This is a genomic window from Klebsiella sp. 10982, from assembly GCF_048589245.1.
Classification (GTDB): domain Bacteria; phylum Pseudomonadota; class Gammaproteobacteria; order Enterobacterales; family Enterobacteriaceae; genus Klebsiella; species Klebsiella quasivariicola.
In genome coordinates, this window is sequence record NZ_JBMAXV010000060.1 from 1 (window position 1) to 20,877 (window position 20,877).

The following is a 20,877-nucleotide window of genomic DNA, read 5'->3' on the forward strand; positions in this document are numbered from 1 at the left end:
GGATATTCAGTTCCTGGTGTACTCTGACGCCGGGTATTGATGAAGCAATCCAGCCTTCCTGTTAAGTTGCACTAATTATATCGAATGCCTTCTGTTTGCTGCATGACAGGCTGATGACATCTTTGTCATATTATCTTTTTTGAGCGACCTGATTCATTTTATCCAGTCTTGGCACGGATAAAATAAACCGTGTCGAGCGTATATCTGATTCCACGTTTACCTTACCATGATGGGCTTCCACAATTGACTTCACAATCGCAAGACCGATGCCGCTGCCTTCACCTTTTCGTTGTCTGGAAGGGTCCACCCGGTAAAAACGATCAAACAGCCGTGGTAAATGTTCCTCCGGGATGGGTTTTCCCGGATTTTCTACCATAAGATAAAAGCAACTTTCCTGTTCTCTTACTGAAACAGTGATTGCCTGTGCCTCCGGCGTATAGCGCAGGGCATTGGACAGAAGATTGCTGATAGCTCTTCTGAACATCTGAGGATCACCCTCGACCAGACAGGGGTTGCCATAAAACTTCAGCGTGATATTGCGCTCCTCCGCCCAGGCTTCAAAGAAATCAAAGACCTTCATGACTTCGGCACTCAAATCAAACATAACCCGTTCAGGGATCAGCTGGTTATTGTCTGCCTGCGCCAGGAACAGCATATCGCTGACCATTTTGGTCATCCGGTTGTACTCTTCAAGACTGGAATAGAGAACATCCTCGAGTTCCTTCTGCGATCGGTTCTGACTCAGTGCGATTTCCGTTTGCGTCACCAGGTTAGTAATGGGCGTTCTGATCTCGTGCGCGATATCGGCAGAGAAATTGGCCTGGCGGGTAAAGACATCCTCAATCTTTCCAATCATATGATTGAACGAGATAACCAGTTGCTCCAGCTCAATGGGAACCCGTGTCGGTTCCAGCCGCGCATCAAGATTCTCGGAGGTGATGCTTTTAATGGCATTGCTGACATTACGAAGGGGCAGATGCCCCTGACGGACAGCGATGCGAATGATCAGAACAATCAGCAGGCTTATCACAACAGCGATTGCAATCAGATTTTTTTTCAGCGCATCAAGGTAATGGAGATGGAAATTAATGGAGAGGCCAGTCAGCATGACATAGTTCTGCTGTTTGCCCTGAAATATCGCCTGGCCAGAGGAGGCGATAATCCGGTATGTTTCCATCTTCATTCCGGACCCGGTATCCATCGGTCCCGCAGGATCCTCCACCGTCCAGAGAAAGACATCCCGTGCGCGGCTGTGCTCGCTAAAATCTGCTGAATTCACTGCCGGGCGTAGTGCCGCCCCCTGAGCTGAGCTCAAGAGCACTTCACCCCTGGGATTGAGGAGCAAAAGGGCAACGTTGCGGTAGCTGGCAATTGATTCCTTTATTTTGCTTACTTTTTTTTCATCCGGATCTGCCGGGGACTGGAGTATACGGCTCAGTGTGGTGCTGATTTGTTGCAGATCGCTGACATCCTGCTCGGCAAAATGCTTTTCAACAGAATGCAGCATAAACCAGGTGAAGGCGATAAACGCCAGTATTGTGGACAGGCTGATAAAAAAGGTCAGCCGCAGAGCGAGTGAGAAAGGTCGTCTGGACGGTTTGCTATGCATCCGGGATCTCCAGCATGTAGCCCACGCCCCGCACTGTCTGGATCAGTTTTGTCCCGTAATCGTTGTCTATTTTAGCGCGGAGTCGCTTTACTGCGACATCAATCGCGTTAGTGTCGCTGTCAAAATTCATGTCCCAGACCTGAGAGGCAATCAGGGAGCGGGGAAGAACTTCTCCCTGATGGCGAATGAAGAATTCCAGCAAGCTGAACTCTTTACTGGTGAGCACAATGCGGTTCCCGGCGCGGCTGACTTTTCTGGATACGAGATCAACCGAGAGGTCAGCCACTTTAAGCTGGCTTTCCGTGATCATCGTGTTTCCCCGCCTGAGGAGGGTTCTTACCCGGGCGAGCAGTTCAGCAAACGCAAAGGGCTTCACCAGATAATCGTCCGCACCCAGCTCAAGTCCTTTGACCCTGTGTTCAATCGTGCCAAGGGCCGTCAGCAGTAATACCGGCATCCCCTTTCCGGCACTGCGCAGCATACGGATGATATCCCAGCCGTTTACATCAGGCAGCATGATATCCAGGATGACTAAATCATACTCGGCTGTCATGGCAAGATGATATCCGGTCAGACCATTATCAGCGTGATCCACGACGAACCCCGCCTCTGTCAGCCCCTTGCTGAGATATTCACCTGTTTTAATTTCGTCTTCAACGATTAATATTTTCATCATGCTCCCCGGCTGGCTGCTAATGTCATTTTATTGCGCCCACGATCGTTATCAACGGATTACAGCAAAAATGACAACATTGTCATTATCCTGTCACCCGGCAAACAGAGAGCGTTCGGTAAAGTATCCCTATCAATACTCTGGACTTCGTTTGAACCATTTACCAGGTCTGCCTGTACGAGAAGCGTTATGTTCAAATTAAAATTACTCAGCATCAGTACCATATTCATCCTGGCTGGTTGTGTTTCTCTGGCACCTGAATATCAGCGTCCGCCAGCTCCGGTTCCCCAGCAGTTTTCATTGTCTAAAAACAGTCTGACGCCTGCGGTAAACAGCTATCAGGATACGGGCTGGCGAAACTTTTTTGTCGATCCCCAGGTCAGCAGGCTGATCGGTGAAGCCCTGAATAATAACCGTGATTTGAGAATGGCTGCCCTGAAGGTTGAAGAGGCCCGGGCCCAGTTCAACGTCACGGATGCAGATCGTTATCCCCAACTGAATGCCTCATCCGGGATCACATACAACGGTGGTCTGAAAGGTGACAAGCCGACCACACAGGAGTACGACGCGGGTCTGGAGCTCAGCTATGAGCTCGATTTTTTTGGCAAACTTAAGAACATGAGTGAGGCTGATCGCCAGAACTACTTTGCCAGCGAAGAAGCCCGTCGTGCCGTACACATCCTGCTGGTCTCCAACGTTTCACAGAGCTATTTCAGCCAGCAACTGGCGTACGAACAACTCCGTATTGCGCGGGAAACGCTGAAAAATTATGAACAGTCCTATGCTTTCGTTGAGCAACAGCTCGTGACCGGGAGTACGAACGTTCTGGCACTTGAACAGGCGAGAGGACAAATCGAAAGTACCCGCGCCGAAATAGCCAAACGAGAAGGCGATCTGGCTCAGGCAAACAATGCCCTGCAACTGGTGCTGGGAACGTACCGCGCACTTCCGTCAGAAAAAGGGATGAAAGGCGGGGAGATCGCACCAGTAAAATTGCCACCAAATCTATCTTCACAAATTTTGCTGCAGCGACCGGATATTATGGAAGCGGAATATCAGCTGAAAGCGGCTGATGCCAATATTGGCGCAGCGCGAGCGGCCTTTTTCCCCTCCATTACCCTGACCAGTGGTCTTTCCGCAAGCAGTACGGAGCTGTCAAGCCTGTTTACGTCAGGAAGTGGAATGTGGAATTTTATCCCTAAAATTGAAATTCCTATTTTTAATGCTGGCAGGAATAAAGCCAATCTGAAGCTGGCTGAAATTCGCCAGCAACAATCGGTGGTTAATTACGAACAAAAAATTCAGTCAGCCTTTAAGGATGTTTCCGACACGCTTGCGCTGCGCGACAGCCTTAGCCAGCAACTTGAGTCACAGCAGCGTTATCTTGATTCACTTCAGATAACTCTCCAGCGTGCCAGAGGATTATATGCAAGTGGTGCTGTCAGTTACATCGAAGTGCTGGATGCAGAACGTTCCCTCTTCGCTACGCAGCAAACCATTCTCGATCTTACCTATTCCCGACAGGTTAACGAAATTAATCTGTTTACCGCGCTGGGTGGCGGTTGGGTAGAGTAAATTTATTTAATTAATCAGGAAATTAAAAATGCGTAATTCACTTAAAGCCGTTTTATTTGGTGCCTTCTCTGTCATGTTTTCTGCCGGTCTTCATGCTGAAACACATCAGCATGGCGATATGAATGCTGCCAGTGATGCTTCGGTACAGCAGGTTATCAAGGGCACCGGTGTCGTTAAAGACATTGATATGAATAGTAAAAAGATTACCATTTCGCACGAAGCAATCCCTGCTGTGGGCTGGCCTGCAATGACCATGCGCTTCACTTTTGTTAATGCAGACGACGCTATCAATGCCCTGAAAACCGGCAACCATGTCGATTTCTCGTTTATTCAGCAGGGCAATATCTCCTTACTCAAAAGCATTAACGTTACGCAATCCTGATTATCAGTCCGGAGCGAATACATCCAGTGCGCCTGAACATTCATTAAGGGATTACTGTGAATGAATGATCGGGCGCATATGCCAGGTGTTTTGATTTTTCAGCGAGAAATTGTATGGCTTCTTTAAAGATAAAATATGCTGCAATAATTATCAGCAGCCTCATAGCAGGGGGGCTGATATCGGTTACTGCCTGGCAGTATGTAAACTCATCACAAAAAACAGTACAAACCGAACAAAAGGCACCGGAGCGAAAGGTACTTTTCTGGTATGACCCGATGAAACCGGATACCAAATTTGATAAACCCGGAAAATCTCCCTTTATGGATATGGACCTGGTGCCGAAATATGCTGATGAAAGTGGCGATAAAAGCAGTGGCGGGATCCGTATCGATCCAACCCAGGTTCAGAATCTGGGATTAAAAACGCAAAAAGTTACGCGAGGAATGCTGAATTATTCCCAGACAATCCCGGCTAATGTCAGTTACAACGAGTATCAGTTTGTCATTGTGCAGGCGCGTTCTGACGGTTTCGTCGAAAAAGTGTATCCCCTGACGATTGGCGATCATGTGAAGAAAGGCACTCCGCTTATCGATATCACCATTCCTGAATGGGTTGAGGCACAAAGTGAGTTCCTGCTGTTATCCGGTACAGGCGGTACGTCAACCCAGATAAAAGGGGTTCTGGAGCGACTTCGTCTGGCTGGTATGCCGGAAGAGGATATTCAAAGGCTGCGTTCAACCCGCACAATCCAGACCCGTTTTACCATTAAAGCACCTATTGATGGTGTCATTACTGCGTTTGACCTGCGCACCGGAATGAATATTTCGAAAGATAAAGTAGTGGCTCAGATTCAGGGGATGGACCCGGTCTGGATCAGCGCTGCAGTGCCAGAATCTATCGCCTATCTGCTGAAAGATACGTCGCAGTTTGAAATTTCGGTACCGGCTTATCCGGATAAAACATTCCATGTCGAAAAATGGAACATTCTTCCCAGCGTGGATCAGACAACCCGTACGCTTCAGGTCCGTCTCCAGGTTTCTAATAAGGATGAGTTTCTCAAGCCGGGCATGAATGCCTATCTGAAACTGAATACCAAGAGCCAGGAGATGCTGCTGATACCAAGCCAGGCCGTTATCGATACCGGCAAAGAACAGCGCGTGATTACTGTTGATGATGAAGGCAAGTTTGTGCCGAAACAGATCCACGTTCTGCATGAATCACAGCAACAGTCCGGCATTGGCTCCGGCCTGAATGAAGGCGATACCGTGGTGGTCAGTGGCCTGTTCCTCATTGACTCCGAAGCCAATATTACGGGCGCGCTGGAACGTATGCGCCACCCTGAAAAAACAGAAAACAGTATGCCAGCAATGTCTGAGCAGCCTGTAAATATGCATTCAGGGCACTGAGGAGACGACGATGATTGAATGGATTATCCGGCGCTCTGTCGCCAACCGTTTCCTGGTCATGATGGGCGCACTGTTTCTCAGCATCTGGGGCACATGGACGATAATTAACACGCCGGTCGATGCGCTGCCTGACCTGTCAGATGTGCAGGTCATTATTAAAACCAGCTATCCCGGACAGGCCCCGCAGATTGTAGAAAACCAGGTCACCTATCCGCTTACCACCACCATGCTGTCCGTACCTGGCGCAAAAACCGTGCGTGGCTTTTCACAGTTCGGTGATTCGTATGTGTATGTCATTTTTGAAGACGGCACCGATCTGTACTGGGCCCGTTCGCGCGTGCTGGAATACCTGAATCAGGTTCAGGGCAAACTGCCTGCGGGTGTGAGCTCTGAAATCGGCCCGGACGCCACGGGAGTGGGCTGGATATTTGAATATGCCCTTGTCGATCGCAACGGAAAACACGACCTTTCAGAACTGCGCTCTCTGCAGGACTGGTTCCTGAAATTTGAGCTGAAAACCATCCCGAACGTGGCTGAGGTCGCTTCGGTTGGCGGCGTGGTGAAACAGTACCAGATTCAGGTCAATCCGGTAAAACTGTCCCAGTACGGTATCAGCCTGCCCGAAGTGAAACAGGCACTTGAATCGTCTAACCAGGAGGCCGGTGGCTCATCCGTTGAAATGGCCGAAGCGGAGTATATGGTCCGTGCCAGCGGTTATCTTCAGAGCATTGATGATTTTAATAACATCGTCCTGAAAACAGGTGAGAACGGCGTGCCGGTTTATCTGCGGGATGTTGCCCGCGTGCAGACCGGGCCCGAAATGAGGCGTGGTATTGCCGAGCTGAACGGCCAGGGAGAAGTCGCTGGCGGCGTGGTGATCCTGCGGTCGGGTAAAAATGCGCGCGACGTTATCACGGCAGTGAGGGATAAACTGGAGACGCTGAAGGCCAGCCTGCCGGAAGGCGTTGAAATCGTGACCACCTACGATCGCAGCCAGTTAATCGACCGGGCGATTGATAACCTCAGTTCCAAACTTCTCGAAGAGTTTATCGTGGTGGCCATCGTCTGTGCTCTGTTCCTGTGGCACGTACGTTCTGCCCTGGTGGCGATTATCTCTCTGCCGCTTGGCCTGTGTATCGCCTTTATCGTCATGCACTTCCAGGGACTGAACGCCAATATCATGTCGCTGGGAGGGATAGCGATTGCCGTCGGTGCGATGGTGGATGCCGCCATTGTGATGATTGAAAATGCGCACAAACGGCTTGAGGAGTGGGATCATCAGCATCCGGGTGAGCAGATTGACAACGCCACCCGCTGGAAGGTGATTACCGACGCCTCCGTGGAAGTGGGACCCGCGTTGTTCATTAGCCTGCTGATCATCACCCTGTCCTTTATTCCTATCTTTACCCTGGAAGGGCAGGAAGGTCGTCTGTTTGGCCCGCTGGCATTCACGAAAACGTACTCCATGGCGGGAGCGGCCGCACTGGCCATCATCGTCATTCCTATTCTGATGGGATTCTGGATCCGGGGAAAAATTCCTGCCGAGACAAGTAACCCCCTGAACCGGGTGCTGATCAAAGCGTATCATCCTTTGCTGCTGCGGGTCCTCCACTGGCCAAAAACAACCCTGCTGGTTGCGGCCTTGTCCATTTTCACGGTTATCTGGCCACTGAGTCAGGTGGGCGGTGAATTTCTGCCGAAGATTAACGAGGGCGATCTGCTGTATATGCCGTCGACCTTGCCTGGCGTCTCTCCGGCAGAAGCTGCAGCGCTCCTGCAGACAACAGACAAGTTAATCAAAAGCGTTCCTGAAGTGGCTTCTGTATTTGGCAAGACCGGTAAAGCAGAGACCGCAACGGATTCCGCGCCGCTCGAAATGGTGGAAACCACGATCCAGCTCAAACCTGAGGATCAGTGGCGTCCCGGCATGACAATTGACAAGATTATTGATGAACTCGACAGGACAGTCCGTTTACCGGGTCTGGCAAACCTCTGGGTGCCGCCTATCCGTAACCGTATTGATATGCTCTCAACCGGGATCAAAAGCCCGATAGGTATCAAAGTGTCCGGGACTGTTCTGTCCGATATCGACGCGACGGCGCAGAGTATCGAGGCGGTAGCCAAAACCGTGCCTGGCGTGGTGTCTGTCCTGGCTGAGCGACTTGAGGGCGGGCGCTACATCGATATCGATATCAACCGGGAGAAAGCTTCCCGGTACGGGATGACTGTGGGCGACGTCCAGCTGTTCGTCTCTTCAGCAATCGGTGGGGCTATGGTGGGTGAGACGGTTGAAGGCGTGGCCCGGTACCCTATTAACATTCGCTATCCGCAGGATTACCGTAACAGTCCGCAGGCGTTGAGAGAGATGCCAATCCTGACCCCAATGAAGCAGCAAATTACGCTGGGCGATGTTGCCGATATTAAGGTCGTTTCCGGACCAACCATGCTGAAAACCGAAAATGCCCGGCCAGCCAGCTGGATTTATGTTGATGCCCGCGGCAGGGACATGGTGTCGGTGGTGAACGATATTAAGACGGCCATCAGTGAGAAAGTGAAACTGAGACCGGGGACCAGTGTGGCATTCTCAGGACAGTTTGAATTACTCGAGCACGCCAATAAGAAATTAAAACTGATGGTACCGATGACGGTGATGATCATCTTCATCCTGTTATATCTGGCATTCCGCCGGGCTGATGAGGCCTTACTTATTCTGATGAGCCTGCCGTTTGCCCTGGTTGGCGGGATATGGTTCCTGTACTGGCAGGGCTTCCATATGTCAGTGGCGACCGGAACCGGGTTTATCGCCCTGGCCGGGGTGGCAGCAGAGTTTGGCGTGGTCATGCTGATGTATCTGCGTCATGCCATTGAAGCGCACCCGGAATTGTCCCGTAAAGAGACGTTCACACCGGAAGGCCTTGATGAAGCCCTCTATCATGGTGCCGTACTGCGTGTCCGGCCGAAAGCCATGACCGTGGCGGTGATCATTGCGGGTCTGCTGCCAATACTCTGGGGAACCGGTGCAGGTTCAGAAGTCATGAGCCGTATCGCGGCACCCATGATTGGTGGGATGATCACGGCTCCGCTGCTGTCCCTGTTCATTATTCCTGCCGCCTACAAATTAATCTGGCTGCGCAGACATAAAAAAAGCGTGTCCTGAACCTGAAAGGGCACCCCCTGTGGGTGTCCTTCTTTACTGATTCACCCTGACGTCAGGGTTTATATCGATAATATACAGAGGTGAGTATGAAAAAAGTGGTTCTAATGGCGCTGGCTCTCGGCCTTTCACTACCCGCGATGGCGAGTGAAAAAGTCATTGATATGTACAAATCTGAAAACTGTGGCTGTTGTTCCCTGTGGGGCAAAGCGATGGAAAAAGACGGGTTTGAAGTACGAACTCACGTCATGAATGATCAGGCGCTGTCAGCCCTGAAAGAAAAGCATGCTATTCCTGCAGGACTACGAAGTTGTCATACCGCGGTTGCCGGTAATTTGATCATTGAAGGCCATGTGCCTGCGACAACGATACATAAGGCAATGCAGTCTGGTTCGGGTATATACGGTCTCGCCACCCCCGGTATGCCAGCAGGAAGTCCTGGAATGGAGATGGGAGCCCGAAAAGAGGCTTACGATGTTATCGCATTCTCACCGGATGGAAGTAAAAAAGTCTTCCAGCGAATCGAATAGTCAGCGGAACGGCTGATAACGGGACGCCGGTAGCAGGCACTCCTGTGCCGGCGATATTCGTGGTAATCGCATCCATGACATACCCTGAAGACAGAAGATGCTTCGGTATGCATAAGGAGAGTTACTGTGAAAAATGACAATGCAGTGCAACACAACAACCAGACTGCTTCTGAGCAGACATTATCCCCGGACGAGGGCCACGTATTGCATAAGGTGAGAGATCCCGTGTGCGGGATGGCCATCCTGCCCGACAGGGCGCACAGCAGCATTCGATACCAGGACCACCAACTTTATTTCTGCTCCGCCAGCTGTGAGAGTAAATTTAAAGCCCATCCCGATCGTTATCTTACCGAAGATGCCAGTGAACATTCCCATCACCATCACCACGATCATCACGAAGTCAGCCCTGATCAGATAAAACAGCCTCACAACCAGGCGGAAAAAGAGAATTCTGAAGGTGTGTGGACATGTCCGATGCACCCGGAGATACGCCGCAGTGGTCCCGGAAGCTGTCCTGTCTGTGGAATGGCACTGGAGCCGCTCGTAGCTACGGCATCCACGGGGCCGAGTGATGAACTTCACGACATGACAAGACGCTTCTGGCTGGGGTTGTTGCTGGCGTTTCCGGTTCTGGTACTCGAAATGGGATCTCATCTGTTTCCCGACTTGAGGAATACAGTACCGCCACAGTACAACACATGGCTGCAGTTGCTTCTGGCCTCCCCTGTCGTGTTGTGGTGTGGCTGGCCATTCTTCGCCCGGGCCGGAATGTCGTTACGTAACCGCTCCCTGAATATGTTTACCCTTGTTGCAATGGGGACCGGCGTAGCCTGGGTTTACAGCGTCATTGCAACCGTCTTCCCCTCCTGGTTTCCTGCATCGTTCAGAAACATGGATGGCCTGGTGGCCGTTTATTTTGAAGCCGCAGCAGTTATTACGGTGCTTGTTCTGCTGGGACAGGTTCTTGAGCTGCGGGCACGGGAACAAACCTCAGGCGCCATTACTGCGCTTCTGAACCTTGCCCCCAAAACCGCCAGACGGCTGGATCATGACGGTCATGAAACGGATATTAATGCGGAAGATGTCCTGCCTGGCGATAAGCTCCGCATCAGACCTGGAGAGAGTATTCCGGTCGACGGTATCGTGATTGAAGGCAAAACAACCGTTGATGAATCGATGGTGACCGGGGAGTCTATGCCGGTTACCAAAACGAAGGGTGACCCTGTCATTGGGGGGACGATTAATCAGACAGGTAGTCTTATCATCCGTGCAGAGAAAGTCGGTGATGAAACGATGCTCTCACGAATTGTTCAGATGGTCGCTGATGCACAGCGTTCGCGTGCCCCCATCCAGAGAATGGCAGACAGCGTTTCAGGCTGGTTTGTTCCTCTGGTGATACTTATCGCGGTTGTTGCTTTCTTGATCTGGTCTGTCTGGGGGCCCGAGCCCAGGATGGCGCACGGTCTCATTGCGGCTGTGTCGGTCCTGATTATTGCCTGTCCCTGCGCGCTGGGACTGGCCACGCCGATGTCGATAATGGTGGGGGTGGGCAAAGGCGCCCAGGCCGGGGTGTTAATCAAGAATGCCGAAGCCCTTGAGCGTCTTGAAAAAGTGGACACGCTGGTTGTCGACAAAACAGGCACGCTCACGGAAGGTTCGCCTACGGTGACAGGGATTATCAGTCTCAGTCCGGGTGGGGAAATATCTCTTTTACGTGTAACAGCTGCAGTGGAAAAAGGTTCGCAGCATCCGTTGGGTATGGCTGTTGTCAGAGCCGCGCATGAAAAGGGGATCGTGATACCTGCCGTCAGTAATTTCAATGCCCCGTCGGGGAAAGGTGTCTCAGGCGATGTCGAAGGTCAACGGGTTGTTATTGGTAATGAACTGGCTATGCAGGAAAACAGTATCGTTATTGATAATCAAAAGGCCGTTGCGGATACGTTGCGGATGGAAGGCGCTACCGTTATCTATGTGGCCACAGACGGGAACCTTGCAGGCCTGATAGCTATCTCGGATCCCGTGAAAGCAACCACGCCGGATGCGCTTAAAGCTTTGCGTCAGGCGGGGATCCGCATTGTTATGCTCACCGGGGATAACCAGCTTACTGCTGAAGCAGTCGCACGGAAACTGGGAATAGATGAGGTTGAAGCCGGGATTCTGCCGGATGGCAAAAAAGCAGTGATAACCCGACTGAAAGCGTCTGGCCATGTGGTTGCGATGGCCGGAGACGGTGTGAATGATGCCCCGGCGCTGGCAGCGGCTGACGTGGGAATAGCCATGGGAACGGGTACAGATGTGGCAATTGAAAGTGCCGGAGTCACCCTTCTCAAAGGCGACTTGATGATACTGAACAGGGCCCGTCATCTGTCAGAAATCACCATGAAAAATATCCGACAGAATCTGTTTTTTGCATTTATCTACAACGCACTTGGCGTGCCTGTGGCTGCAGGCCTGCTTTATCCTGTGTATGGAATACTGCTGTCGCCAGTTATTGCGGCGGCGGCCATGGCCCTTTCCTCCGTCAGCGTCATTGTGAATGCGTTGCGTCTGAAAAGTGTCAGGCTCGGGAAATAACACTGAGTGAAGGGGCTGTTACGAACAGAAGGAGTCCGGTATGAAAAGTACCACCTATGCGCTTATTGCTGTCGCCGCGATCGCGGCATTTGCCCTCCTGCGCGAACACTGGTCACATGTGGCAGGTTACTGGCCATATCTGTTATTGCTGGTCTGCCCGCTAATGCATCTTTTCCACGGCCACGGAGGGCATGGAGATCATCAACATCAAGGAAGTGAAAACGATAAAAAAAATTAATCCGGCAGACGGGGCCGCGTCGCGGCCCCGTTATCAGTCCAGGTATCGTTCGTAGTCTCTGGCATGCGCAAAGGCATGCTGTTCAAGTTTGTTATCAGCGGGTGCCGCTGCCCGGAACGCCAGTGAGTTAACAGGATTGTTATTGATGACCAGCTCGTAATGCAGATGAGGACCGGATGAACGTCCGCTGTTACCGGATAACGCAATAGCGCCTCCCCGGGTAACCCTGGCCCCTTTAGTAACGAGTATTTTATTGAGGTGGAGATAGCGAGTTTTAACACCGGCTTTTCCTGTTACTTCAACAAAATATCCCATGGTGCTGTTGTATTCGGCCCGGGTGATTTTTCCGTCGATGACGCTGACTATTTTCGTGTTCATGGGCATGGAATAATCAATGCCATTATGGGGACTCACTTTTCCCGATACCGGGTTAAGTCTTGCAGGATTGAAAGGCGAACTGAGTCTTGCTGTGGCCGGTAACGGATAATCGAGACTGCCTTTCCCGGAAGTATCGGAAAGGTTATAGAACTTTTTATCTGATATACGATACGCCGTGTAATTAAATGAACCGGACGTAAATTTATAGGCCACGACACGTGATTTTCCCGCTTTCTTTTGCAGTACGAGTTTTAATGATTCATTTTTTTTCAAATGCCGCAGATTAAACCGGGAAGGCAAGGAGCGCTGAAGAGTAGCGATCTCGTTCGATTCCAGCCCCGAGCGGGTGGCTGAAAGGTAGGCATTTTCTTTTACGACATCGGTAGAATACATTTACTGGAATTCGCCGTTAGCATGAACACTGCGGCGTATGCTAGGGGTTTTCAGGAGGCGTGTCATCTGTCAGTTAATCGGGAGCACCGTTGATGGTCGTCATTTTTGTAACATATCTTGTTTCCCGTTTGCTCCTGAAGCTCTGGGAACTGTATGACCAGCCCGACGGTGATGATTAACGGGACTGAAACAGGTTACGGCAGAGCAATATGGGGCTCATGTCCTGCTACGTAACCCGTCAGTAAAGCCCTGCTGCGCACCTGACGCTAAGCACTAACCCGCCTGCAGTTACCTGGTCGAATACAGCCCGCGAAGCTTTCTTGCCTGCGTCTGATGTGCTTCCGCACCGGCATTATTGACCTGCTCATGCACGAGAGCGGCTTTTTCTCCGGCATTCAGTTCGTTAAAAGAAGAAGACGAGGTCTTTGAATTTGCATCACTGCCGGACAGCATTTTTTTATGTTCCTCAATCATTTTCTGATGCGCATAGGACGCGCTGTTGTTCATAAATGAATGAGCAACAATGGCCCTTTCATGTTCATTCATTTCAGAGAATGAGGGCGTGTTGTTTTTATTAACCCTGTCCGGTAAGTTTTCATGCGTCGAGGAGTTCACATGACTGACGGCTGAGGCATTATTAACAAATCGATGTGCTTCATGGGCAATATCACTGGACTGAGCAAAAGCTGCCCCACAAAATAAAGCTGTAAACGCAGTGGTCGTGATTAATATATTCATGTGTAATTACCTTCTGAGGTACATAAAAGATGTCCTTATGATCATATATAAAAAAATCAACCTGTGGGGAAGATGACGTAAATGTAATACAGCCACGTACATTACACGATTGTAATGAATTTGTTTCTTAAGGTGTGCTAGATTCATTTCATTGTAAGTGGATGAACCAGTAATTTAATTTAAATCGGTTCTCGAATTCTGTCAGTAACCATACTTTAAATAAGGGAATGCGCATGATGTTGAAAACGTCTCGACGAACTTTCCTGAAGGGGTTAACCCTCTCTGGCGTAGCCGGAAGTCTTGGCGTATGGAGTTTCAATGCGCGTTCCAGTCTGAGCCTGCCAGTTGCCGCATCCCTGCAGGGTACTCAGTTTGACCTGACCATTGGTGAAACGGCCGTCAATATCACGGGCAGTGAGCGTCAGGCCAAAACAATCAATGGAGGCCTGCCGGGGCCCGTTCTTCGCTGGAAAGAAGGTGACACCATTACCCTGAAGGTCAAAAACCGTCTTAATGAACAGACGTCCATTCACTGGCACGGCATTATTCTTCCGGCCAATATGGATGGTGTTCCGGGGCTGAGTTTTATGGGCATAGAGCCTGATGATACCTACGTTTACACCTTTAAGGTTAAGCAGAACGGGACTTACTGGTACCACAGCCATTCCGGTCTGCAGGAACAGGAGGGGGTATACGGTGCCATTATCATCGATGCCAGGGAGCCAGAACCGTTTGCTTACGATCGTGAGCATGTGGTCATGTTGTCTGACTGGACCGATGAAAATCCTCACAGCCTGCTGAAAAAATTAAAAAAACAGTCGGATTACTACAATTTCAATAAACCAACCGTTGGCTCTTTTTTCCGCGACGTGAATACCAGGGGGCTGTCAGCCACCATTGCCGATCGGAAAATGTGGGCTGAAATGAAAATGAATCCGACTGACCTCGCGGATGTCAGTGGCTACACCTACACCTATCTCATGAACGGGCAGGCCCCGCTGAAAAACTGGACCGGACTGTTCCGTCCCGGTGAAAAGATACGCTTACGGTTTATCAACGGCTCGGCAATGACCTATTTCGATATCCGTATCCCCGGGCTGAAAATGACGGTCGTGGCTGCAGATGGCCAGTATGTAAACCCGGTTACCGTTGACGAATTCAGGATTGCCGTTGCCGAAACCTATGATGTCATTGTGGAGCCTCAGGGTGAGGCCTATACCATCTTCGCACAATCCATGGACAGGACCGGTTACGCTCGAGGGACACTGGCCACGAGAGAGGGGTTAAGTGCTGCCGTTCCCCCCCTCGATCCCCGTCCTCTGTTGACCATGGAAGATATGGGTATGGGGGGAATGGGACATGATATGGCAGGAATGGACCACAGCCAGATGGGAGGCATGGGTAACAGCGGAGAGATGATGTCTATGGACGGTGCTGACCTTCCGGATAGCGGGACATCCTCCGCGCCCATGGATCACAGCAGCATGGCCGGTATGGATCATTCCCGGATGGCCGGAATGCCGGGTATGCAAAGTCATCCTGCGTCAGAAACGGATAACCCACTGGTTGATATGCAGGCGATGAGCGTCTCTCCGAAATTAAATGATCCGGGTATTGGTCTTCGAAATAACGGAAGAAAGGTTCTCACGTACGCGGATTTGAAAAGCCGCTTTGAGGATCCTGACGGACGTGAACCTGGCCGTACCATAGAACTGCATTTAACCGGCCACATGGAAAAGTTTGCCTGGTCATTTAACGGAATCAAGTTTTCAGATGCCGCACCGGTGCTGCTGAAATACGGTGAGCGGCTCAGGATCACGCTGATCAACGATACCATGATGACTCACCCCATTCACCTGCATGGTATGTGGAGCGATCTGGAAGATGAAAACGGTAATTTCATGGTTCGTAAACACACAATAGATGTTCCCCCTGGTACAAAACGCAGTTACAGAGTGACAGCAGATGCGCTTGGCCGCTGGGCGTATCACTGCCATTTGCTCTATCACATGGAAATGGGAATGTTTCGTGAAGTCCGGGTGGAGGAATGATGCGAATGAAGAGAAATTTGAAGGCCATACCTGTTCTGGTCGCCGGTTTGTTTACCTCACAGCTTTCTATTGCGGCGGGATCCGTCTCTGCAGATCCCCACGCCGGGCACGGCATGTCTGCCATGCAGATGCCAGCAGATGAGAATTTCACTGAGATGACGTCAATGGAGCCCATTGTAACTGAGAGCATAACGCCAATTCCGCCTGTTACCGATGCCGACCGGAAGGCTGCATTCGGCAATTTACAGGGGCATGCGATTCACGACAGTGCGATTAATTATCTGGTTCTGCTGGATCAACTGGAATGGCAACGGTCGGATAACACCAACAATTTCAGCTGGAGTGTTAACAGCTGGATTGGAGGCGACACAGATCGGATTTGGCTAAAGAGTGAAGGTGAACGAAGCAATGGGGAAACGGAGGCGGCTGAAGCGCAGTTACTCTGGGGACATGCGGTTGGCCCATGGTGGGATTTGGTTGCGGGTGTCAGGCAGGATTTCAGACCTGCTTCTGCCCGGACCTGGGCTGCTGTCGGTTTTCAGGGGCTGGCACTCTATAATTTTGAGTCTGAAATTACGGGTTTTGTCAGTAATGGCGGAAAAGCAGCCCTTCGTCTGGGAGGAGAATACGACGTTTTACTGACTAACCGGCTCATACTCCAGCCATCCTATGAGGTGAATTTCTACAGTCAGGATGATGAATCGCGGGGTCGCGGCAGGGGACTGACTGACACAGAGCTGGGGCTCCGGCTGCGCTATGAAATACGCCGTGAGTTTGCACCCTATATAGGCGTTTCCTGGAATCAACTTTACGGGAAAACATCCGATATGGCGAAAAGAGAAGGTGAGAAAGACCATCAGGTAGTATTCCTGGCGGGAGCCAGAATCTGGTTTTAACTCACTGATATAAAACACTCAACTAAACAGGTAAATAAAATGTCGATTTTAAATAAAGCCATTCTTACAGGTGGCCTCGTTATGGGCGTTGCTTTCTCTGCTATGGCCCATCCGGAATTAAAAAGCTCTGTGCCACAGGCTGATTCAGCCGTAGCGGCCCCGGAAAAGATTCAGCTTAATTTCTCGGAAAATCTGACCGTGAAATTCTCAGGTGCAAAATTAACGATGACGGGTATGAAAGGCATGTCATCACATTCTCCGATGCCGGTCGCGGCAAAAGTGGCGCCAGGCGCTGACCCTAAATCGATGGTCATTATTCCGCGAGAGCCTTTACCCGCTGGCACTTATCGTGTTGACTGGCGCGCGGTTTCTTCAGATACGCACCCTATTACCGGTAATTACACCTTTACAGTGAAGTAATATTATGAACGACCTGATTATGATTGTTATTCGTTTTCTTCTTTATCTGGATTTGATGGTAATATTTGGATTGCCATTTTTTCAGATATATGGAATAAGCGGTGTCAGACATGAAACCTATAACCTGACTAATTTCAGGTCGTTTATAACCTTTGCTGTTGTTACAGGCATCATTCTTACTGGCATTAATATGCTCCTGGTATCTAATGCCATGAGTGGAGTAACTGACCTCAGAGAATTATCCATCCATGTTATCGAGATGGTGATAGAAGAAACTGATGTGGGTATTAGCTGGATTGTCAGGCTCTGTGCCCTGTTTACCACACTCGGTGCTTTGTTCCTTTACACTAATAAGAGAGTATTGTCCTGCCTGCTGATGACGATGAGTGGGGGCGTGGCGCTGGCTACACTTGCCTGGGGAGGACACGCCGTTATGCATGACGGTCTGCATTACTATCTCCATTTACTGAGCGATCTGACCCATCTCGGCGCTGCAGGTGCCTGGACAGGTGCTCTGGTTGCATTTGCTATCCTGCTGATGCGCAGAAACGAGCATAATGCACAGAGCGTCATTGTGATATCTGACTCCCTGGCAAAATTTGCCACGGCAGGAACGGTGATTGTTGTAGCCCTGATCCTGAGTGCGCTGGTCAACTATCTGTATATTGCTGAGGGTAACTTAACTCCCTTATTCAACAGTTCCTGGGGGAGGATATTGCTTGCCAAGACGGCTCTGTTTGTTCTGATGCTTCTTCTGGCTGCAGCAAACCGGTTTCACCTGGGTCCCCGGCTTGAAGTTATGGTCAGGGAAGGGAATTATGATCGCAGCGTTGCCCTGATGCGAAACAGCATCCTGACAGAATTCGTTGTTGCGATTATCATTCTGGGCGCCGTAGCGTGGCTTGGAATGCTTGCTCCGTCTCAGATCAGCTAGGGGACAGCCAAAGCTCATGCGTGAGATTTTTACTTTCATATCAGCGAGTTGACCATGCAGCGTATTTTAATCGTTGAAGACGAACAAAAAACAGGTCGTTACCTGCAGCAGGGACTGGTTGAGGAAGGCTATCAGGCCGATCTCTTTAATAATGGCCGCGATGGTCTCGGGGCCGCGTCGAAGGGACAGTATGATTTGATAATACTGGACGTGATGCTGCCTTTCCTCGACGGGTGGCAAATCATCAGCGCACTGAGGGAGTCCGGGCACGAAGAACCGGTCCTGTTTTTAACCGCAAAGGACAACGTGCGGGACAAAGTGAAAGGACTGGAGCTTGGCGCAGATGACTACCTGATTAAGCCCTTTGATTTTACGGAGCTGGTTGCACGTGTAAGAACCCTACTGCGCCGGGCACGCTCGCAGGCCGCAACAGTCTGCACCATCGCCGATATGACCGTTGATATGGTGCGCCGGACCGTGATCCGTTCGGGGAAGAAGATCCATCTCACCGGTAAAGAATACGTTCTGCTTGAGTTGCTGCTGCAACGCACCGGAGAAGTGTTACCCAGGAGTCTTATCTCGTCCCTGGTCTGGAACATGAATTTTGACAGTGATACGAATGTGATTGATGTCGCCGTGAGACGTCTGAGAAGTAAAATTGATGATGACTTTGAGCCAAAACTGATCCATACCGTTCGCGGTGCCGGATATGTCCTGGAGATCAGAGAAGAGTGAGGTTCAAAATTTCCCTGACCACACGCCTGAGCCTGATTTTTTCTGCGGTGATGCTTACGGTATGGTGGTTATCAAGTTTTATCCTGATTAGCACCCTGAATGGCTATTTCGATAATCAGGACCGCGATTTTCTGACAGGTAAACTTCAGCTCACCGAAGAGTTTCTTAAAACAGAGACGTTCAGGAACAAAACGGATATTAAGTCATTATCAGAAAAAATAAACGATGCGATGGTGGGGCACAATGGCTTATTCATTTCTATAAAAAACATGGAAAATGAAAAAATTGTTGAACTCTATGCCAAAAATTCTGTTGTTCCAGCGGTCCTGCTTAATAAGTCGGGTGATATTCTCGACTATATGATCCAGACGGAAGAAAATAACACCGTGTACCGCAGTATCTCGCGGCGGGTTGCCGTGACGCCGGAACAGGGTAAAAGCAAACATGTCATCATTACGGTTGCCACGGATACTGGGTATCACACCCTGTTTATGGACAAACTCAGTACCTGGCTGTTCTGGTTCAATATCGGTCTGGTCTTTATTTCTGTTTTTCTGGGCTGGCTGACCACACGTATTGGTCTGAAACCGCTACGGGAAATGACCAGTCTGGCTTCCTCCATGACCGTACACAGCCTGGATCAGCGTCTAAATCCCGATCTGGCTCCGCCGGAAATCTCTGAGACCATGCAGGAGTTCAATAATATGTTTGATCGCCTGGAGGGGGCATTCCGGAAACTGTCAGATTTCTCGTCTGACATCGCGCATGAGCTGCGCACACCAGTCAGTAATCTGATGATGCAGACGCAGTTTGCACTGGCTAAGGAAAGGGATGTTTCGCATTACCGCGAAATTTTATTCGCTAACCTGGAAGAACTGAAAAGGTTGTCACGAATGACCAGTGACATGCTTTTTCTGGCACGTTCAGAGCATGGTCTGCTGCGGCTGGATAAACATGATGTGGATCTGGCAGCCGAACTGAATGAATTACGTGAGTTGTTCGAGCCCCTGGCAGACGAAACAGGAAAGACAATCACGGTTGAAGGAGAGGGCGTTGTTGCCGGAGACAGCGATATGCTCCGACGTGCTTTCAGTAACCTGCTTTCCAATGCAATCAAGTATTCTCCCGATAACACCTGTACAGCGATACACCTTGAGCGTGACAGTGACTGTGTGAACGTGATGATTACGAATACGATGTCCGGCCAGGTTCCCGCTAATCTGGAACGTTTGTTTGACCGGTTCTATCGCGCAGACTCATCAAGGTTCTACAACACGGAAGGCGCGGGGCTGGGATTATCAATTACAAGGTCGATCATTCATGCTCACGGCGGCGAGCTGTCAGCAGAACAGCAGGGGCGGGAAATTGTGTTCAGTGTGCGTCTGTTAATGGATTAATACCGTTATTCAGGAGAAACCCGGAAGGTGACAAAAATGTCATCGTTCAGTCACGCGATAAACAGAGGCGGTTTTTTATAATCAGCCATAAATCAGGACAGCGTGATAATTCAATCGCCCGGTTCCTGGCGTGATGATCAACCAGCCCTGAGATCAAATGCTTTCTCTGTTATAAGCATTGATTGTTCGGGTATGAAAACACCGGAGACCCAACCATGAAAAAGATCCTTGTATCCTTTATTGCCATGATGGCTGTCGCTTCATCTGCCTGGGCTGCAGAGACAATGAACATGCATGACCAGGTAAATAATGCCCAGGCGCCTGCCCATCAGATGCAATCATCCGCTGAAAAAAGTGCAGTTCAGGGGGAGAGCATGAAAATGATGGATATGAGCGGTCACGATCAGGCCGCAATGTCCCATGAAATGATGCAAAACGGCAATTCTGCCGCCCATCAGGACATGGCTGAAATGCATAAAAAAATGATGAAAGCCAAACCTGAGAACACCCAAGAAACTGCTAAGCCATTTTCCGAAATGAGCGAGCATGAGAAAGCCGCTGTTGTGCATGAGAAGGCGAATAATGGCCAGTCTTCCGTTATTCATCAGCAACAGGCGGAAAAGCATCGCAGCCAGATCACCCAGAATTAACCCGCAGCTCCACTTGTCAGACCCTCATTTGACGCCGAAGTCACTGGCTTACGCTCCCGTCCGGGAGCGTTTTTTTTATAAGCGAAATGAATAATAATGAAAGAGTCCATACACAATGTTTTTTTTGGTCATGTCGACCTCACA

General features: G+C 50.2%; 18 protein-coding genes. 14 read left to right on the forward strand and 4 right to left on the reverse strand.

Annotation, left to right across the window (positions count from 1 at the left end):
• Positions 1-130: 130 nt before the first annotated feature.
• Both silS and silR read right to left on the reverse strand, forming a co-directional pair.
• Entirely contained in the window at positions 131-1,609 is a 1,479-nt protein-coding gene (gene silS, locus ACKLKD_RS25730; protein ID WP_032413335.1) for a copper/silver sensor histidine kinase SilS, read from the reverse strand.
• On the reverse strand, positions 1,602-2,282 hold the full coding sequence (silR, locus tag ACKLKD_RS25735; RefSeq protein ID WP_001572351.1) for a copper/silver response regulator transcription factor SilR: 681 nt from the start codon (positions 2,280-2,282) through the stop codon (positions 1,602-1,604). The genes silS and silR overlap by 8 nt, the downstream gene beginning before the upstream one ends.
• A 189-nt stretch (positions 2,283-2,471) precedes the next feature.
• On the opposite strand from silR, the gene silC reads away from it, so the two are divergent.
• The 7 genes from silC to ACKLKD_RS25770 all read left to right on the forward strand — a co-directional run bounded on the left by silC (position 2,472) and on the right by ACKLKD_RS25770 (position 12,141).
• Positions 2,472-3,857, forward strand: a complete 1,386-nt coding sequence (gene silC / locus ACKLKD_RS25740) for a Cu(+)/Ag(+) efflux RND transporter outer membrane channel SilC (RefSeq protein WP_000475512.1) — start codon at positions 2,472-2,474, stop codon at positions 3,855-3,857.
• A gap of 28 nt (positions 3,858-3,885) precedes the next feature.
• Positions 3,886-4,239 carry a cation efflux system protein CusF gene (cusF, locus tag ACKLKD_RS25745; protein WP_001246153.1) on the forward strand — a complete coding sequence of 118 codons (354 nt, stop codon included), beginning with the start codon at positions 3,886-3,888 and terminating at the stop codon, positions 4,237-4,239.
• Positions 4,240-4,352: 113 nt separating this feature from the next.
• The gene (silB, locus tag ACKLKD_RS25750; protein ID WP_001485328.1) at positions 4,353-5,645 is read left to right on the forward strand and encodes a Cu(+)/Ag(+) efflux RND transporter periplasmic adaptor subunit SilB; all 1,293 of its coding nucleotides are present in this window, start codon (positions 4,353-4,355) and stop codon (positions 5,643-5,645) included.
• Between the two features lie 10 nt (positions 5,646-5,655).
• On the forward strand, positions 5,656-8,802 hold the full coding sequence (silA, locus tag ACKLKD_RS25755) for a Cu(+)/Ag(+) efflux RND transporter permease subunit SilA (RefSeq protein ID WP_023307499.1): 3,147 nt from the start codon (positions 5,656-5,658) through the stop codon (positions 8,800-8,802).
• Between the two features lie 86 nt (positions 8,803-8,888).
• Positions 8,889-9,329, forward strand: a complete 441-nt coding sequence (locus ACKLKD_RS25760; RefSeq protein ID WP_000758228.1) for a DUF411 domain-containing protein — start codon at positions 8,889-8,891, stop codon at positions 9,327-9,329.
• A gap of 126 nt (positions 9,330-9,455) precedes the next feature.
• Positions 9,456-11,903 carry an Ag(+)-translocating P-type ATPase SilP gene (gene silP / locus ACKLKD_RS25765; protein WP_004187133.1) on the forward strand — a complete coding sequence of 816 codons (2,448 nt, stop codon included), beginning with the start codon at positions 9,456-9,458 and terminating at the stop codon, positions 11,901-11,903.
• A 40-nt stretch (positions 11,904-11,943) separates the two neighbouring features.
• The gene (locus ACKLKD_RS25770) at positions 11,944-12,141 is read left to right on the forward strand and encodes a DUF2933 domain-containing protein (RefSeq protein WP_000843497.1); all 198 of its coding nucleotides are present in this window, start codon (positions 11,944-11,946) and stop codon (positions 12,139-12,141) included.
• A 33-nt stretch (positions 12,142-12,174) separates the two neighbouring features.
• Here ACKLKD_RS25770 and ACKLKD_RS25775 read toward each other — a convergent pair whose 3' ends face one another.
• Complete coding sequence (locus tag ACKLKD_RS25775) at positions 12,175-12,912, reverse strand: peptidoglycan DD-metalloendopeptidase family protein (protein WP_000287501.1); 738 nt, start codon at positions 12,910-12,912, stop codon at positions 12,175-12,177.
• Between the two features lie 288 nt (positions 12,913-13,200).
• Positions 13,201-13,650, reverse strand: coding sequence for a copper resistance protein (locus tag ACKLKD_RS25780; RefSeq protein WP_001023257.1), 450 nt, complete (start codon positions 13,648-13,650; stop codon positions 13,201-13,203).
• 233 nt (positions 13,651-13,883) lie between these two features.
• Between ACKLKD_RS25780 and pcoA the strand changes: the two genes are divergently transcribed.
• The 7 genes from pcoA to ACKLKD_RS25815 all read left to right on the forward strand — a co-directional run bounded on the left by pcoA (position 13,884) and on the right by ACKLKD_RS25815 (position 20,733).
• Positions 13,884-15,701 carry a multicopper oxidase PcoA gene (gene pcoA / locus ACKLKD_RS25785; protein ID WP_032423375.1) on the forward strand — a complete coding sequence of 606 codons (1,818 nt, stop codon included), beginning with the start codon at positions 13,884-13,886 and terminating at the stop codon, positions 15,699-15,701.
• 5 nt (positions 15,702-15,706) lie between these two features.
• Positions 15,707-16,597 carry a copper resistance outer membrane transporter PcoB gene (gene pcoB / locus ACKLKD_RS25790; RefSeq protein WP_171003150.1) on the forward strand — a complete coding sequence of 297 codons (891 nt, stop codon included), beginning with the start codon at positions 15,707-15,709 and terminating at the stop codon, positions 16,595-16,597.
• Between the two features lie 39 nt (positions 16,598-16,636).
• Positions 16,637-17,017: a copper resistance system metallochaperone PcoC gene (gene pcoC, locus ACKLKD_RS25795; RefSeq protein WP_000025662.1), complete on the forward strand. Its 381-nt coding sequence runs from the start codon at positions 16,637-16,639 to the stop codon at positions 17,015-17,017.
• Between the two features lie 55 nt (positions 17,018-17,072).
• Positions 17,073-17,951: a copper resistance inner membrane protein PcoD gene (pcoD, locus tag ACKLKD_RS25800; protein ID WP_080821469.1), complete on the forward strand. Its 879-nt coding sequence runs from the start codon at positions 17,073-17,075 to the stop codon at positions 17,949-17,951.
• A gap of 54 nt (positions 17,952-18,005) precedes the next feature.
• Complete coding sequence (gene pcoR / locus ACKLKD_RS25805) at positions 18,006-18,686, forward strand: copper response regulator transcription factor PcoR (RefSeq protein WP_001188930.1); 681 nt, start codon at positions 18,006-18,008, stop codon at positions 18,684-18,686.
• Positions 18,683-20,083, forward strand: a complete 1,401-nt coding sequence (gene pcoS / locus ACKLKD_RS25810) for a copper resistance membrane spanning protein PcoS (RefSeq protein WP_002436614.1) — start codon at positions 18,683-18,685, stop codon at positions 20,081-20,083. The genes pcoR and pcoS overlap by 4 nt, the downstream gene beginning before the upstream one ends.
• A 215-nt stretch (positions 20,084-20,298) precedes the next feature.
• Positions 20,299-20,733, forward strand: coding sequence for a hypothetical protein (locus ACKLKD_RS25815; RefSeq protein ID WP_004118347.1), 435 nt, complete (start codon positions 20,299-20,301; stop codon positions 20,731-20,733).
• Positions 20,734-20,877: the final 144 nt, after the last annotated feature.

Bases quoted from the DNA above. Each gene is read 5' to 3' on its own strand.
- pcoD (WP_080821469.1), top strand. From the start codon at position 17,073: ATGGTAATATTTGGATTGCCATTTTTTCAGATATATGGAATAAGCGGT.
- silB (WP_001485328.1), top strand. From the start codon at position 4,353: ATGGCTTCTTTAAAGATAAAATATGCTGCAATAATTATCAGCAGCCTC.
- pcoA (WP_032423375.1), top strand. From the start codon at position 13,884: ATGATGTTGAAAACGTCTCGACGAACTTTCCTGAAGGGGTTAACCCTC.
- ACKLKD_RS25775 (WP_000287501.1), bottom strand. From the start codon at position 12,912: ATGTATTCTACCGATGTCGTAAAAGAAAATGCCTACCTTTCAGCCACC.
- silS (WP_032413335.1), bottom strand. From the start codon at position 1,609: ATGCATAGCAAACCGTCCAGACGACCTTTCTCACTCGCTCTGCGGCTG.
- silC (WP_000475512.1), top strand. From the start codon at position 2,472: ATGTTCAAATTAAAATTACTCAGCATCAGTACCATATTCATCCTGGCT.
- ACKLKD_RS25815 (WP_004118347.1), top strand. From the start codon at position 20,299: ATGAAAAAGATCCTTGTATCCTTTATTGCCATGATGGCTGTCGCTTCA.
- ACKLKD_RS25760 (WP_000758228.1), top strand. From the start codon at position 8,889: ATGAAAAAAGTGGTTCTAATGGCGCTGGCTCTCGGCCTTTCACTACCC.
- ACKLKD_RS25780 (WP_001023257.1), bottom strand. From the start codon at position 13,650: ATGAATATATTAATCACGACCACTGCGTTTACAGCTTTATTTTGTGGG.
- silA (WP_023307499.1), top strand. From the start codon at position 5,656: ATGATTGAATGGATTATCCGGCGCTCTGTCGCCAACCGTTTCCTGGTC.
- pcoB (WP_171003150.1), top strand. From the start codon at position 15,707: ATGAAGAGAAATTTGAAGGCCATACCTGTTCTGGTCGCCGGTTTGTTT.
- ACKLKD_RS25770 (WP_000843497.1), top strand. From the start codon at position 11,944: ATGAAAAGTACCACCTATGCGCTTATTGCTGTCGCCGCGATCGCGGCA.
- pcoR (WP_001188930.1), top strand. From the start codon at position 18,006: ATGCAGCGTATTTTAATCGTTGAAGACGAACAAAAAACAGGTCGTTAC.
- cusF (WP_001246153.1), top strand. From the start codon at position 3,886: ATGCGTAATTCACTTAAAGCCGTTTTATTTGGTGCCTTCTCTGTCATG.
- pcoC (WP_000025662.1), top strand. From the start codon at position 16,637: ATGTCGATTTTAAATAAAGCCATTCTTACAGGTGGCCTCGTTATGGGC.
- silR (WP_001572351.1), bottom strand. From the start codon at position 2,282: ATGAAAATATTAATCGTTGAAGACGAAATTAAAACAGGTGAATATCTC.